The following is a 15834-nucleotide window of genomic DNA, read 5'->3' on the forward strand; positions in this document are numbered from 1 at the left end:
TGCAAAAAAACACTGAAAACCTGACGGTTTTCGGTGTTTTTTTTATTTCCCGATACCGGTAAGCACGTCGAGCGTGCGTTCGGCGGTTTTTTCCCATGAAAAACGCTGCGTCCACTCTATGCCGCCGGCCACCGCCTTTTCACGCAGCGCCGGATCGGTTACCACGGCCTGCATTCCGGCAGCCATATCTTCGATATCGTCGGGATTGAAAAACAGAGCGTGGCTTCCGGCTATTTCGGGAAGCGCGCCGGCTTTCGCACACGCGACGGGAATACCGCACGCCATCGCTTCTATAACGGGCAGCCCCACTCCCTCGCTCACCGACGGAAACACACACGCGTCCGCGCACGAATACAATTCGGGCAAACTTTCATGGGGAAAATATCCGGTCAGGAATATATCGGAAGCATACGGAGAAGACGCGGCTTCCCGGTGAACGGCATCAGAATAGGCGCCTTCACTGCCGGCAAGCACGAGCCGGTGCGGCAGTCCCGTTTGTTTTTTAAACACGGAAAAAGCTTTTATGAGTTCTATATGTTTTTTACCGGCACCCTGTAAACGCGAAGCGTAAATCAAATACGGACGCTTAATGGCGAACGGCTTTATATCGACCGTATCGCCCAGTCCGGTGCGCGGATAAAAAAGACTGTGATCGATGCCGTTATGGATAACGGTTATTTTATCCGCCGCAATACCGAACGACACCAGATCTTTTTTAATAAATTGGCTTGCCGCAATTATTCCGGTTACGCGTTTCAGCCCTTTCAGCATATATCGTTTAAAAAAAATACTCGACGCCGTTTCCGTTTGAGCGGAAAAAACGTCGTTGACAACCGCAACCCCCGGTACTTTAAAAGACGGCGGCAAAACGCGCGCACCGGCGGCAAACAGCGTGGCATTGTAGCCTCGTGAAACCGAAAAACGCGGGGCGCGGTACCAATGCCACAAGCGGTCGGCGGCGGTGCTGTCCGGTATCATAACGCTGGCATACGAAAGTTTACTGTTTTCAGATCTATATGTGTACCGATCCATTTCAGGACCGAATAATTCATATTCGATACCTTCCGTTTGAGGAAGATGTGATGCAAGAGCCAAAAGATACAAACCCAATCCCGATCTGCCGTGGTCGCAGCCGAATGTATCAATTCCTATTTTCATATTTACGTATTATAGCACACAAACGGATAATATGCTATAGTAATCGTATGGATACCATTTCATTTGAAACGCTCGGCGTTTCTCCCGATTTATGCCGGAAACTTACCGCGCTCGGCATTACGGAACCGACGGCAGTTCAGCAGCAAGTCGTTCCGCTGCTGAAAGAACGCGCCCACGTATTATTCCAGTCCGAAACGGGAACGGGAAAAACGTTTGCGTATCTGCTACCGCTCGTACAGCAGATCGATATGGAAAACCCGCAGGTTCAGCTGCTGATAATCGCCCCGACGCACGAACTGGCGTCGCAGATAAAAAGCCAAGTCAAATTGCTTACCGATATCAAGACGGCGCTGTGCATAGGCGGCGCGCCGATAAAGCGGCAGACGGAAATGCTGAAAGAAAAACCGCTTATCGTTATCGGCGGGCCGGCGCGGCTTTTGGAACTGATTTATCTTAAAAAACTGAAAACGGCCGCCGTAAAAGCGATCGTCCTCGACGAAGCGGACAGACTGCTTGTACCCGAACTGCGGGATGAGACGTGCGCGCTCATAAAATCACTGCCCGCGACAGTGCAGCTGGCCGCCTGCTCGGCAACCATTTCACAGAAAACGGAACGGCTCATACGGGAGGCACTGCCCGTTTCGGATAACGGCGAGCAACCGCTAAAAACGGTACTGCTCCCGCCGGAAGACGTCTTACGGAAACGCATTACGCACATCGCGCTTTACAGCGAACAGCGCGATAAACCCGACACGCTGCGAAAGCTGATTGCAGCAGTTGATCCCGAAAAGATGATGGTATTTACCGCCCGCCCCGATCAGGTGGATCAAATCGTATCGCGCCTGTCATACAAAAAAATAGATTGCTGCGGACTGCACGCCCGGTCCGATAAAATACAGCGGAAACAGGCGTTGGATAAATTCCGCGCAGGAAAATGCCGCATTCTGATAACGAGCGACCTTGCCGCGCGCGGACTCGATATCACCGGCATCACTCACATCGTGCAGATGGATCTGCCTACGGACGACGACTTTTTTATCCACCGAGCCGGGCGCACGGGCCGGGCGGGAGCGGCGGGATACGACATCGTTATCGGCGACGAGCGGGAATTGCGGCACCTTGCCGCCGTTGAAAAAAAGCTTGCGCTGACCGTATATCCCCGAATACTGTACGGCGGACAACTCGTCGCGCCGGCCGATCTGCCGGAAGCATAGCGTCAGTCGACGATAAACAGCGTGCAGGCGAACACCCGCTTGACGCCGACCGACTGCAAAACGGCGGCGCACGTTTCAAGCGTAACGCCGGTCGTCAGAATGTCATCGAGTAAAACGACGGCCTCCGGAACGGATTTGCAGCGCCGGAGCGCGCGCGCATCGGCGGCGTACGACTTACCCAAATTCAGGAGCCGCTGCGATCTGTTCAGCGTTTTCTGCTGCTCGGCCGAACGGCGTTCAAGCAGCGGAAGAATCGGGAAACCGTACTTGAGCTTCAAAAAACGGCATAAATCCGCAATCTGATCCCAGCCGCATTTTCTTATCTTTCCGGGCCGCGGCGGCACCGGAACGATCGGCAGAACCGCGCCGTCGCATAATTCGGTTGACAACACGCCGGCTACTACTTCGGCAAAAAGTGCGGACAACTGCCGGACACCGCGGATTTTCCAAAGCACGAGCAAATCCTTTTTCCGAAGTACGTACGTGTGCACCGGAAACACCCGTTCGGTATGTGCCAAAAGCGGCGTTTCCCGGCAGCGCATACACACATCACGCTCGGACAGCAATTCAATGCCGCACACACGGCAGCGCAGCCGCCTGCCGGCTTCGGAAAAAGTCGGCGTCCAGACGAGCAGTTTTTCCGCCGCGCACGAATCGCAGACAACCGATGAAACGACGGGCGCACCGCAATACACGCAGGTATACCGTTCGCAGAGAAACGAAAGCAGACGGCGCGCGGCCGTACCGAAAAACGACTCTGCCCTGAATAAAGCGGCTGAAAAAGTCATACCTTATTATTCGTTTAGGGAAACACGATTTATACGAACCGGCGCAGTTTTTATCGGATTTTATCGGCCGGAAAGCACTTTTTTCCAGCGGGAAACGCACTGCAGAGCTTCAAGCGGCGTCATCGAATCCGGTTCGGCGGACAGGATCTCGTCAAGGATCAGCTCCTCATCGGAAAACAGTCCCGGCGCGACCGGCTTTTGAGCGGCGGAATCAGAAAAAACGGCCGTATCGGGCGGCGGCGCAACTGTTCCCGCAGAAGCCGGAACGTCCGAAAGAGATTCCGTGTGTAATTCCGTACCTGCTCCCGCCGCGGCCTGAATGCGCGACAGCAATTCCCGCGCCCGCAAAATGACCGGACCGGGAACGCCCGCAAGCTGCGCAACGTGGATACCGTACGAATTGGCGGTAGCGCCCGCCTTTATTTTTTTCAGGAAAACGACTTGCCCTTCCCGTTCAAGCACTTCCAGACACAGCTGCTGCAATGCCGGATGCTCCATTCTGGTCAATTCGTGATAATGCGTTGCGAACAGAGTTTTGCAGCGCAGCGCATTCAGCAAATATTCGGATACCGCCCAGGCAATGGAAAGACCGTCTTCGGTAGACGTTCCGCGCCCCACCTCGTCCATAATGACCAGACTCCGCCGGGTAGCGGATCGTAAAATATGAGCGGTTTCAGTCATTTCGACCAAAAACGTCGATTCTCCGCGGGCAAGATTGTCGGACGCACCGACACGACAGAAAACCTTGTCGACGATGCCGATATGCGCTTTCTCCGCAGGCACGAACGATCCGGTCTGCGCAAGAAGCACGATCAGCGCGTTCTGCCGCAAATACGTACTTTTTCCGGCCATATTCGGCCCGGTAATGAGAGCGAACTTTTTTTCCGTATCGAAAGACGAATCGTTCGGCACGAATTCACCGGCAGGCAAATGCAGCTCGACGACGGGATGGCGTCCCCCGATAATCGTAAAATCGTCGGATCCGTCTACTTCAGGGCAAACCCATTCGTGCAGTGCCGCCGCGTGCGCAAACGAAGCGGCCGCATCGATACCGGCAATCTCCGCCGCCGCCGTAAGCAGGTACGGAACGGACGTCTTGAGGGTATCGCGGATCTCAAGGAACAGCCGTTTTTCTTCATTGATAATCTTTTCACCGGCGGAGTTCAATTCCTGTTCCAATTCCTGCAGCCGAACGGTCGTGTAGCGGTCTCCGTTGACTAAAGAACGGCGCAGAATGAAATGCTCCGGAACACTGTCGAGCTTTCCGCGCGTTACTTCTATATAATAGCCGATCAGACGATTAAACCGAACTTTCAAATTGGCAATGCCCGTCTTCGCTTTTTCTTCTTCAACGTACGAATCGAGAATACCGTTAAAATCGTTCTGCACTTGCCGGTAATGGTCCAAATCGGCCGACCAGCCGTCTTTGATCATGCGGCCTTCGGTGAGCACCGTAGACGGATCTTCGAGAATGGCGTCCCGAATCATATCGATCAGCTGTTTCGCGGCGGCGGTATCGGCTCCGCCGAATTCCAGTCGGCTCATGCAGTCGCGCACGCGCAGCCACGCTTCAAGACTCGCACGCAGCGCCTGCACGTCTTTCGCATGCGCCCGGTCCATGGCGATGCGGCCGGCAAGCCGTTCGACGTCGAGTATGGAAGCCAGCTCGGCTCGAACGGATTTGAGCACGTCCCGGCGGCTGACGAACGAAGCGACGCGCTGCTGCCGGTCCCGGATTTTTGCACAATCGGTCAGCGGTGAAAGCAGCCACGAACGGATCATGCGGTTTCCCATCGCCGTAACCGTGTGATTCACCGATTCGAGCAGCGTATACTGCGCCGTACCGTCGCGCAAATTTGAAATGAGCTCAAGATTACGGCGCGAAGAATCGTCTATGATAACGAATTCGCTGTCCCGATATACGCGGATTCCGGTTATATGCGGCAGCGAAGAATTCGAGTTTTGGGAAAGATATTCAAGCAAAAATCCGGCGGGCGGAACTTCGGGAGATACTTCCGTCAGTGAAAACGAACGAAGATTGACCGTGCGGAACTGTGAGACCAGCCGTTTATACGACAATTCCGCCGCAAAATGCCAATCGGGATAATACGACACGGCGATATCACCGTACCGCTCCAGCACCGACTGAACCGCAGCCGTTTCCCGCAGAGACTGCGGCAGCAGCAGTTCCCGCGGCGCGCAGCGGCCGAGTTCTTTGGCAAACTCTTCCGCCGTATCGGCGGCATTCCAGCTGGTTGCGGAAAAAGACGACGTGGTAACGTCGATATACGCGAACCCGGCTTTTCCGTGCGCACAGAATAACGACGCAAGAAAATTGTTGGCCGAACGGTCAAGATATTCTTCTTCGACCGCGGTTCCGGGAGTGATGATTTCAACGACTTTCCGTTCGGCAAGCGTACGGGGTCCCGAAGGCATCGTCACCTGTTCGCAAACCGCTATTTTTTTGCCGAGCCGGAGCAAACGCGCGATATAGATCTTAGCCGCGTGATACGGAATACCGCACATAGGCTGCGAAGCGCGGTGCGTCAGCGTCAAATTCAGCAGACGCGATACTTCGATCGCATCGTCGTCAAACATTTCATAGAAGTCGCCCAGTCGGAAGAACAGCACGTCGTCCGGGTGCTGTTCTTTTATGGACCGGTACTGAAGCATCATCGGAGTAACTTCAGCCATGGCCACCGCTACAATCCCAGCGCGCTGATAACTTCGTCGGTAACATCCACCGTCGGGCTGTACCACAAAATCGCGTTCGATTCCTGCAAACTCAAAATCATGCTGTAACCGCCGGCTTCGGCAATCCGCTCAAGCGTCGCGTACAGCCGCCGGTAAAAATCGTCGGACGTTTTCAAAGACCGTTTCAGTGATTCCAGTTCGATATTTTTCGCGTTCGTATATTCGTTCAGTATATCGGTTTTAGTCGTAATTTCGGCTTCAAGCTTCAAGGCAGCGGACTCGTTGCCGTTTTTGCGGTATTCGGCCTTCTTCGACTGCAGATCGCGCAGCGCCTCCGTCTGCTTGTTGATTTCAGCCTGAAATTCGGCGCGTTTGGCTTCGTAATTACGAACCGGTCCGGTTTCGCGGAAATAGGATTCATACACGCGCGCCGTATCCACGACGCCGAATTTCGTAATCTGCTGAGCGCCTCCCGCGGCGCAGAACACGGCGCAGCAAACCAGCGCACACACAACGTACTTATTCTTCATTTAAACACCTACTATCTATTCGTGAGATTGAACGACAATACGAACTGCCATTCGGGTCCCGTACCGTTCCGCCATTCGACGGAACCGTTTTTGATCTGGAACGTATTAGCCAAAAGCAGGCGCAGCGGAAACTGCTGCAGCGAAAATCTGAATCCGGGGCCGAAACTGAAATAGAAATCGTCAAGCTTCAGCGACGTAAACATATCGGCGGCATCCTCTTTGAGCGCGGCGGCGTCGAAGAAAAAATCGAGTGAAAAAATACCGGGCGCAACGGGCATACGCAACTCGACGGTGTTGCTCCACAAAGCCTTCGTCCGATTCGTATTGTAAATGGAACTCCAGCCGCGGCCGGTAAACATACCGTCTATGTACAACTTGTTGGTTGAACTGAGCTCGCTGCCGGGCAGCTGCTCGATAAACGACAGCGTCGAAAGCCCCGCAAGAACGAATTTAAGATTCCAGGTTTCCGACACCGGCACGTTGAGCAGCGTCAGATAGCCTTCGGCTTTCGTGTCGCTTCTGAAGAAAAATTCCGATTCTATCTGCGGAAAAAATCCCGTCCACGCGACCCGTTCGCTCGCGAACCAGCCGGACGACGGATCAAAGCTGACGTCGCGCATATCCACGGAAGCGGACGCCCACACGGAGTTTTGGATTCCCCATTTTCCGTGATATGAAGCGAGCGTCGAATCAACGGGAATGTACACATTGGCATCGTAAAAATTTTGGAGCACTTGGCCGACGATACCGCCCGACAGGGAGAATATCGCAAAATCGGGAACCCAGCGGCGGCCGAGCGACGCGCTTAAACTCATCGACACTTTTTCATAATTCATGTAATACGACGTGTCGTCCTGCGTACCGTCGGGCAGAAACATTTTGCGCAGCGCTGACAGCGAAGAATGCGCGACTTCCGCGCTGACGCCGACGCTGACCGGCATACCTAAAAACCAGGAATCGCTGTAGCTGAGACTGAGCGACTGATTGTCCGTAGAAATGACGGTACTTGCCGAAATGGCTTTTCCCGTACCGAACACGTTGGAATCTTTCCAATTGAAAAACAGCGAAACCGGGAATGCGTTCGGATCGGCAACACCCGAAAACGTTACGCCGAACTCGATCGCCGTCGTAGACTGTTCTTCCACGTTCAGAATGAGATCCACCAGATTTTCTTCCGAACCGGACACGATATCGGGAACGATTGCCGAAAAGAACTGCAGGTTGAACAGATTGCGCAGCCCGGACGTTACTTTGGCTTTGGAAAAAATATCACCGGTTTCAATCGGCAACTCGCGGCGGATAACGTGCTCCTTCGTCTTTGTGTTTCCCTTGATGATGATATTTTCAATATGACTGCGCGGCCGCTCGATAATGACAAAACGGACGGAAATCTGCTTTGCGTCGGCATCTTTGCTCATTTCGGGATTGAAATAATTGGACGTATACCCGTTTTCGTAGTACAAATCGGTAACGGCGTACATACCTTCCTGAAATTTCGTCTGATTGAACACCGCACCGTCCTGCAGTTTTACAAGCGCGCGGAGCGTTTCAGAAGAAAAAATGACGTTTCCGGTAAACGTAACGCCGCCGAACGTATACTGCGTTCCTTCCTGAATGACGAAACGGATATCGAGTTCGTCGCTGTTGTTCTCTTCGTTATACGTCGTCGTCCTGACGACGTCGAGAATAGCGGCGTCCGCATATCCGCGGTTGTTGTAATACGTCAGAATGGCGTTTTTGTCAATCTCGAGCTGGCTTTCCTGAAAAGCGCCCTTGTTGAACAGGCCGGCTTCCTTCATGCCCAGCAGACCTTTCAGCGTTTTTGCCGCGACCACTTGGTTCCCCATAAAGGAAATACTTTTGACGACGGTGGAACGGCCTTCGTTTACGTTGAAAACGATTTCCACGCCCGAATCGGTCTCGTTCGCTTCGGAAGAAACCCGTATGTTCGTGTATCCTTTTTTAAGATAGACGTCGCGTACGGCCCGTTCGTCGAGCAGCACTTTGCTCGACACGTAAATGTCTTTTTCCTTGACGGACACCGCCTCTTTCAATTCCGAAGAACGCACCTGCTTATTGCCGGAAAAAGATATTTTACTGATAAACGGCCGTTCGGTAACGGTAAATTTGATAACGACCGTATCGCCTTTGGCGTCGCCGGGCAGCGCGACCGGTGAAATGTCTTCAAACAGGTCGAGCGCGTATACTTTATTCAGCAAATCGCCGTACAGCGCGTCGGTAAAACCCTTTCCGATAAACGGAGTCGTTACTCCGGAAAGTTCGAGGTTCGTCACGTGCGTCAAACCTTCAAAATCTATTGAACGGATTTTTTTATTGTAATACCAGGCGTCCGTCGTCTGGGCGGACAGCCCGGCGGAAATCAGCACTGAAACGATAAAACCCAATAACGCGATTCGGGAACGGCGGTTATTACGCATACATACTCCTACCTAAAAAACGAACTTCCACGACAAACTGATCGACGTTGCCGGTACCCACAAATGCTGCGTCGTACCGATTTCCGGCGCGATGCTCCACCGTATCGTTGCAAACGGAGAATCCATTTCCAAACCGATTTCAGGCTGGAACACCAATCCGGAGGTCGTATTGCCGCCAGAGGTCCTCGATTCGTCGTACGTAAAATGAAGCAGCGCATCGGCATAAATCGAACTGCCGAAATATTTACCTATATAAACAGTCGTATTGTCGAATAAGTTACCGATCGTTTGAACTTTTCCGTCGGAACCGACATTCAACCATTGTTTTAAAATTTTCTGCACGCCCATCGTACGTATAGAAAATATATCAAAATTCAGCAAATCACGCAATGCGTTTTCAACCTTGCTGAGCGCAAATATCTGAAAACCGTAATCGACGCCGGTAAGCAGCGCGTCCCAGCCGCTGCGGATGTCGCCGGTAAACGCCTGGCCGAGCATCGACATCAGTTCCAATTCGGATTTGGGCGGAGACGACGAATACGTCGGATTGAATTCGCTGAGCCGCTGATTTTCCGCACTCAAAATGATGCGGACGGGTTCGCCTTCCGCGTCCCGTTCGCGAATCTCCGCACGGACGGTAAGCCGCGGATCAAACGAACCGTTCATTTCGTTAAACACGATGCGGCCTTCGCGCAGATAGAAATTCCTGCTCAAATAGAGAATTTCACCGCCGCGCAGCACGACGTCTCCCTTGAACACGAAATCGGACGCAGCCGAATCGTATTGGAACAGCAGATCCGTATTCGGTTCCACCAAACCGCGCAGCAGCGGACTGAACACGATTTGTACGCGCTGCCCGGTCGTAACGTTGAAATCGAGATTCACGTCGAACGTCGACGGTTCGGCGCCGCTTTTGGACGCCAGCGTGTCGGTCGAAATCGCAACTTCAACGTTATCGGCAAAAAACGAACCGGAAACCGTCGCCGAGTCGAGCGTTACGTAAATGGAAAGATCGCACGTGGACATACCGACGACGTTCACCGGCGGCGCGGAAATATTTGCCGGAATCATCACGTTCTGCGGCGTTTTGATGCCGAGCGAAAGATGATCGAGCCGCCAGCGATCGAGCACCAGACTCAAATCGAGCACGACGCTGCCGTTTTTCACTTTGAACGCAGTGTTGTCGATGCGCAGTTCGTTGTCGACGATCGCAATGCGCACGTCGGCAGCCGTTATGTGTTCCGTAACGAAATCGGGACAATTGAGATCCATGTTTTTTACTCTGAATACGCCGCTGAACTCCGGATCCGCAACAAAACCGCCGACGTGCGCGTTTCCGCTCAAAGCGCCGCCGTACAGCGTGATAAACGGAAACGAAACCAGATTCCGGAAAGAAGCCAAATCCGCGCTCATGTTCCGCAAATCGACGTCCAGATTCGTTTCCCGAATGGTGCCGGAAACCGTCCCGTGCAGCGGAAACCGGCCGTCGAGCGTCAGCAGAACGGCGCCGCCGTCGGACAGCGAACCGTTTATGCCCAAATCGCCGGACGAGTAAATGTCGAACCGTCCCGGAGAACGCAGCAGACTGAGTTTGACCGTTTCGGGCGTTTCAAAAACGGAACCGCCGAGTTCCGCTTCCAGTTCGACGGCGAAAACGTCAGGGACCCCCGCATTCAGCGCGGAAAGAATGCCGGCGCTCTTTTCCGCCGAGTCGCCGCCGGAAAGCGTTATTTTGAACGGAGCGGCCACCGTATACACGGTGGCAAGCGCGCCGTCGTAGCGCGCCGTGAGCGAACCGGCAAAAGAGGCGACATCGAAATCGGCCGCGATGTCCGAAACGTGATGCCGCCCGTACGAAACGTTCGCCGAATCGATGAAAAACGTTCCGTCGTCAAGCCGCGCGCCGCCGCTGAAAACGACGGGAACGCCGCCGACCGATACGGAAGACGTATCGACTTGCACGGAAACGAACGGATTTTCAAGCGATCCCATCGCGACGATCGTACCGCTGCACACGTCGGCCGCACTTTGCAGTTTGCGCACGCGCGCCATCGGAAATGAGGAAACCGAAATCTGACTCGAAAAATAAAAATCGGACAACACGGACGCGGCGGAAAACGGTTTATGCTCGGGATTGGACAGCGTCGCGTTCACCGAGTACGCTTCGCTGGAAAGCGGATTTGACAGTGCAATATCGAGCGAAGCCGAATCGAGTCCCGATTCGGACAAATTCCACATGATACCGCCCGATCCTTCCAAAAGGGACACGGTGTCCGAATAGCCGAGCGAATTCAGCATAAAGCCGAACCGGTTGATCTGGCCGCTCAAACTGACGTGAGGCGCAAAGCCCAAACGGTTCGTCGCTTCGGTAAGCTCGAAACGGTTCACGTCGACGGTGAACGAATCCATATACGGAAAATTGATCGCCGTATCGAGCGACACGGACAGTACCGATTTTCCCAGCGCGAGCGGCAGATTATCCATTTTCAGCGAACCGGACACGCCGCGGTTCTGAACCGAAGACCCGAACGTGAACGCCGCGTCCAATCCGTAATCGCCCGTAACGCCGATCCAGGATCCGGGAACGAACGAACCGGACAGCGAATACGGAATCGAGTTTACCGCCAAATCCGCCGTAAAGAACATATCGTAAAAATCGTCCGCTATATCCGCATCAAACGAAGCCTGCACGGACTGCCCCGCGTACAGCAAATCGAATTTTGAAACGTGCACGCTCGACTCGTTTCCGGTTACCGAAAACACCAAAAATTCCTGATCGCGCACCGTGTTCGCTATAATCGAATACGGCACGTTGTACGTTACCGTCGAAAAATCGGTCGCTACGTAAAACTCGTTCGTCAGAACGTACGGCGAAAGGAAAGCGGCGGCGGAACGCAGCGAGTCCTGCGTCTGCCGGTTCATGAAAAACGCACCGGCAGTTATCGCCGTATCAAGAAAAAAATTGCTGATACTGATACGGGACTGCACGTACGGCGTTTCTCCGCCGATAAAACTGCCGTCGAGCGTCAGAACTCCGGGCGCTTCAAAATCTGCGTGCGAATAGTCCGATACTTCAAATGAAAAATCGGCGGACTTCGTTTTCGGATCGGGAATAACGGTCAGCTGCAAAGCGGTAAAACTGCGGTCGTCCAGATACAGCTGCGGAACGAAGCACATGAAACCGCGTTCGAGCGGATCGATATACAATTCCGCGCTCACCGTTCCGCCGTTCGGCAACACGTAATGATCCAGAAACGCGGTGCCGCTCGGCTGCAGCGTGGGAATATGGAACGAACCCTCCATCGAAAATTCGGCCGACCGCGACGTTACCCGGACGGAACGGAGCGCGACGTCCGTTTTGTCTCCCGAAACTTCGTACGCAACCGTCATATCACCCGGTACGAGGCGTGCGCTCAGTCGCGTGTGTCCCGCCGCCCGATACTGAAAGGAACGGCTGTCGCCCGAATATGAAAACTCGTACAATCCCGAAATCAGGGATCCCCGTATCCGATTGACAATCGGCGGCGCGCTTTTTACGCCTATCCAGGTGAACGGATCGAAATTATCCGTTTCGACGCGGACGGCAAAATCTCCGGTATCAGGCGTAATTTCCATGTTTACAAAAAACGGCAGCGCGTTCTGCATCGAGGCCAGCTTAACCGAACCGTCTTTATACTCCGCGAACAATCCCGTTCGCGCCAAACTGTAACTGCCGCTGTTGAGCGAAAGCACTTTTATTTTGGCGGAACTGCCGTCGAGATCGGGCGTAACGGCCGCGTCGAACTGAAACGACGCGGACACCGGCCCCAGAGCGGAAGCGACTTTCGCCGGCAGCTTTGCAAGCAGCGCGGCGGAAAGCACCGCCGACGCCTTCGCGTTCACCGAAACGGACAGCAGACTGCCCTGCTGCATACTTTTGATGTCGGCGGATTTAAACACGACGCGGGCGTCAACCGACGCATCGCTGTAATGCAGAGAAATATTTTTGACTTCTATATCGAACGGAATCGACAGATTGAAGGCTCCTGATACGACCGGCGACTGCTGCGTTTCCGTTTCCGTCCGCGACGAAACGAGCGCCAGCAGTTTTTCGATGATCCGGTAATTTATCATCGCGTCGTATTCGAGGGCGATTCCGTTGACCGTCAGTTTGGTAAACGCCGTGTCGAAACGGCCGCGCAGCAGAGCTCCTATTTTATACGACAGCACCGCCCGGTCGATTTCGAGAACCGGAACACCGGTTTCCGCATCATAAAACGCTACACCTTTTATTTTGAACGCCGATAAAATAGATGGAGAAATCGAAGCATACGACAAACGCAGCCCCGTTTTTTCTTCCAGCAGACGAAGCGCGGTCGTACGGTAGTCGGTCAGCTGCCGCTCGAACGCGACGCACAGCGGACGAACCAGTATCAATGCGGTAAACAACAGCGCGATAAAGAGAACGCTCGAGATACTGATTTTGACGATCTGCGACTTCATATGTTTCTTTCTACTATAGTAAATTTTCGGAAAAAAGGGTAGGTCATCCGCATGGTATTACATAATTTTATCGTATTTGAAGGCATCGACGGCTCGGGTACCTCTACCCAAATTGCGCTGCTCAAAAACAAACTGCCGAATCCCGGCACCCTGTTCACAGCCGAACCGACGTCCCTCGCCACCGGCAGATTTCTGCGTACCCTTTTGCGCGGAGACGAACGGCTGACGCCGGGCACGATGGCGTACCTGTTCGCAGCCGATCGCTACGAACACGTGCACGCGCAGGACGGCATACTGCAAACCTGCGCGGACGGCGGAATCGTCGTCTCCGATCGTTATTTCTTTTCCAGTCTGGCATACCAGTCGGCTGAATGCGGCAGGGAGCTGCCGGCAAAGCTGAACGAATCGTTTCCCTTACCCGAATACCTGTTTTATTTTGATATCGAACCGTCCGTTTCTTTAAACCGAATTACCGGCCGCAGCGTTACCGAAATTTACGAAAAACGGGAATTTCTTGAAAAAACGGCGGCCGAATACGAGCGCATCATCGGCGAATATGAAAAAACGGCAGTCGGGACGGGCATGAAAATTACCAGACTCGACGCCTCCGAATCCGTCGCGGAAGTCTCCGAAAATATCTGGAGCATTCTGCGGAACATGCCGATATTAAATACGTGAAAAAGTTTCCGTACTTTCGCTTTCAGCAACGAACACCGCCGGCAGGTGTTTTTTCCGCACGCCGCACGCTGACCGCACGGTTTACCGCGCTTGTACTCGCGTGCTGTTTTTGCGTGCAGCCGGCGTTTCCGTACTTCGTAACCTATAAGGAACAATACTACAATCTGTTCCACGTCCATTATCAGCAATATCCCGACGACGTACTGGAAAACATTTATTGGCTTGAAAAAGCCGCGGCGGCCGATTTCTGCAATCCGCAGTACGCGCTTGCAAAAATAACCGACGAGCGCGACTGGGAAAAATACCGCTATCTGTTTATGATGCATATAAATTTGAAACTGATCGAACAGCACATGCGGCTCGGGCGCACCTGGGATAAACAAGTCGCCTATTTTTACGACGCGCCTTGGAAAGAAGAATATCTGCGCGACCTTGAAAAGGCCGAAAGCGCGTACCGCGCCGGATTGTATTACTGGAAAGAAGCTTCGGTATGGGCCGAAAAAGCCGACGCAGGCAGCTTCCGTTTTCTGTATCTTACCGACGTTCAGAATTGGGAAGACGAACGGGAGCGCATCGCAGCCGGAAAACTCGATTATGAAAAGATTCTCAACCGGGAACTGGCGCGACTCGCAAAAGTAAAAGAAACCTTCCTTGCAATGGACGACAAAACGTATTAAAATGTCCGCATGACACAAGACACATTTTCAATAACGTATACCGCCGTTCATCCGGGAACGGATAAAACCGACATAGTATTCTGCGGCGACACCGATTCGCACGCGTTCGCCGATGCGTACGCACCGGGAAAATCGGCGGAACCGCGCCTGTTCGTTACCGACGAGACGGTCGCGTCCCTGCCGCTGCTCAAGGATTTTACCGCCGCCTTCACACAGGAACCGCCGCGCGCGGGAAAGACATATCTGAGCGGAAACGACGCGCTTCTGGTACTCGGCGCGGGAGAACCGTATAAAACGATTGAAAGCGTGCTCGCCATTATCCGGGCGGCGCTTGAAAACAACCTCCAGCGGTCGAGCGTTTTTACCGGAATAGGCGGCGGCGTCGTGTGCGACATGACCGCGTTCGCCGCTTCCCTTTTCAAGCGGGGCGCCCGGCTCGAACTGGTGCCGACCACGCTGCTCGCAATGGTCGACGCGGCCGTCGGCGGCAAAACGGGCTGCGATTTTGAAGCGTACAAAAACATGATAGGAACGTTCTACCCCGCAGCCCGGCTGCGCATGTACAGCGAATTCATACCGTTACTGCCGGAAAGCGAATACCGTTCGGGACTCGCAGAAACCGTTAAAACGGGCTTGCTCTACGCGCCGAAACTGTTCGATATTCTTGAACGGCAAAAAGACGCCGTCATGAGACGGGACACGGACGTTGTCCGCCAGCTGATAAAACGGTGCGTAATTGCGAAAGCGAATATCGTTGAAAAAGATTTGACGGAAACGGGACTGCGGATGCAGCTCAACTTCGGCCATACGTTCGCTCACGCGCTCGAAACGTGCGCGGGTCTCGGAACGGTCAGCCACGGAGACGCCGTCGGCTGGGGAATGGCGCGCGCACTCGATTTGTCGCACAGACTCGGCCTGTGCAGTGCCGAATACCGCGACGAAGTCTGCGCGGTGCTCGCTTCTTACGGCTGGGAAACGGCTCCGGTACATTCGGCACTTTCCGGCTCCGGGCGGACGGCGGCGCAAACGGCTGCGGCGCTGATCGAAGCGATGAAAAAAGACAAAAAGAACACGCCGGGCGCCATCCGCTGCATTTTGCAGCGCGACATGAACAGTACCGTCGTCCAAGAAGCGGCGGAAGCCGATATTGCCGCCGTACTCGGCGCGTAGCGGTT

The 15834-nt window shown here is 53.8% G+C and carries 10 protein-coding genes; 4 read left to right on the top strand and 6 right to left on the bottom strand.

Annotation, left to right across the window (positions count from 1 at the left end; genetic code table 11):
- Positions 1-42: 42 nt before the first annotated feature.
- Positions 43-1158 carry a glycosyltransferase family 4 protein gene (locus TREBR_RS08130; RefSeq protein ID WP_013758707.1) on the bottom strand — a complete coding sequence of 372 codons (1116 nt, stop codon included), beginning with the start codon at positions 1156-1158 and terminating at the stop codon, positions 43-45.
- Between the two features lie 47 nt (positions 1159-1205).
- Here TREBR_RS08130 and TREBR_RS08135 point away from each other — a divergent pair, with 47 nt between their 5' ends.
- Positions 1206-2372 carry a DEAD/DEAH box helicase gene (locus tag TREBR_RS08135; RefSeq protein ID WP_013758708.1) on the top strand — a complete coding sequence of 389 codons (1167 nt, stop codon included), beginning with the start codon at positions 1206-1208 and terminating at the stop codon, positions 2370-2372.
- 2 nt (positions 2373-2374) lie between these two features.
- Here TREBR_RS08135 and TREBR_RS08140 read toward each other — a convergent pair whose 3' ends face one another.
- Genes TREBR_RS08140 through TREBR_RS08160 form a run of 5 tightly spaced genes read right to left on the bottom strand, consistent with a single transcriptional unit; the run spans position 2375 to position 13304 of the window.
- On the bottom strand, positions 2375-3160 hold the full coding sequence (locus TREBR_RS08140; protein ID WP_013758709.1) for a ComF family protein: 786 nt from the start codon (positions 3158-3160) through the stop codon (positions 2375-2377).
- Positions 3161-3220: 60 nt separating this feature from the next.
- Positions 3221-5854, bottom strand: coding sequence for a DNA mismatch repair protein MutS (mutS, locus tag TREBR_RS08145; RefSeq protein WP_013758710.1), 2634 nt, complete (start codon positions 5852-5854; stop codon positions 3221-3223).
- 8 nt (positions 5855-5862) lie between these two features.
- Positions 5863-6384, bottom strand: coding sequence for an OmpH/Skp family outer membrane protein (locus TREBR_RS08150; RefSeq protein WP_013758711.1), 522 nt, complete (start codon positions 6382-6384; stop codon positions 5863-5865).
- Between the two features lie 11 nt (positions 6385-6395).
- Positions 6396-8822 (bottom strand): outer membrane protein assembly factor BamA, encoded by a 2427-nt coding sequence (bamA, locus tag TREBR_RS08155; protein ID WP_013758712.1) that lies wholly within the window; start codon positions 8820-8822, stop codon positions 6396-6398.
- 12 nt (positions 8823-8834) lie between these two features.
- Complete coding sequence (locus tag TREBR_RS08160; protein ID WP_013758713.1) at positions 8835-13304, bottom strand: translocation/assembly module TamB domain-containing protein; 4470 nt, start codon at positions 13302-13304, stop codon at positions 8835-8837.
- Between the two features lie 51 nt (positions 13305-13355).
- Here TREBR_RS08160 and tmk point away from each other — a divergent pair, with 51 nt between their 5' ends.
- The 3 genes from tmk to TREBR_RS08175 all read left to right on the top strand — a co-directional run bounded on the left by tmk (position 13356) and on the right by TREBR_RS08175 (position 15829).
- Positions 13356-13982 (top strand): dTMP kinase, encoded by a 627-nt coding sequence (gene tmk / locus TREBR_RS08165; RefSeq protein ID WP_013758714.1) that lies wholly within the window; start codon positions 13356-13358, stop codon positions 13980-13982.
- 68 nt (positions 13983-14050) lie between these two features.
- Complete coding sequence (locus TREBR_RS08170) at positions 14051-14659, top strand: hypothetical protein (protein ID WP_041610752.1); 609 nt, start codon at positions 14051-14053, stop codon at positions 14657-14659.
- A gap of 9 nt (positions 14660-14668) precedes the next feature.
- Complete coding sequence (locus tag TREBR_RS08175; protein ID WP_013758716.1) at positions 14669-15829, top strand: 3-dehydroquinate synthase; 1161 nt, start codon at positions 14669-14671, stop codon at positions 15827-15829.
- The last annotated feature ends 5 nt before the right edge of the window (positions 15830-15834 follow it).

The sequence above is a fragment of the Treponema brennaborense DSM 12168 genome, from assembly GCF_000212415.1.
In the GTDB taxonomy this organism is placed as follows: domain Bacteria; phylum Spirochaetota; class Spirochaetia; order Treponematales; family Treponemataceae; genus Treponema_F; species Treponema_F brennaborense.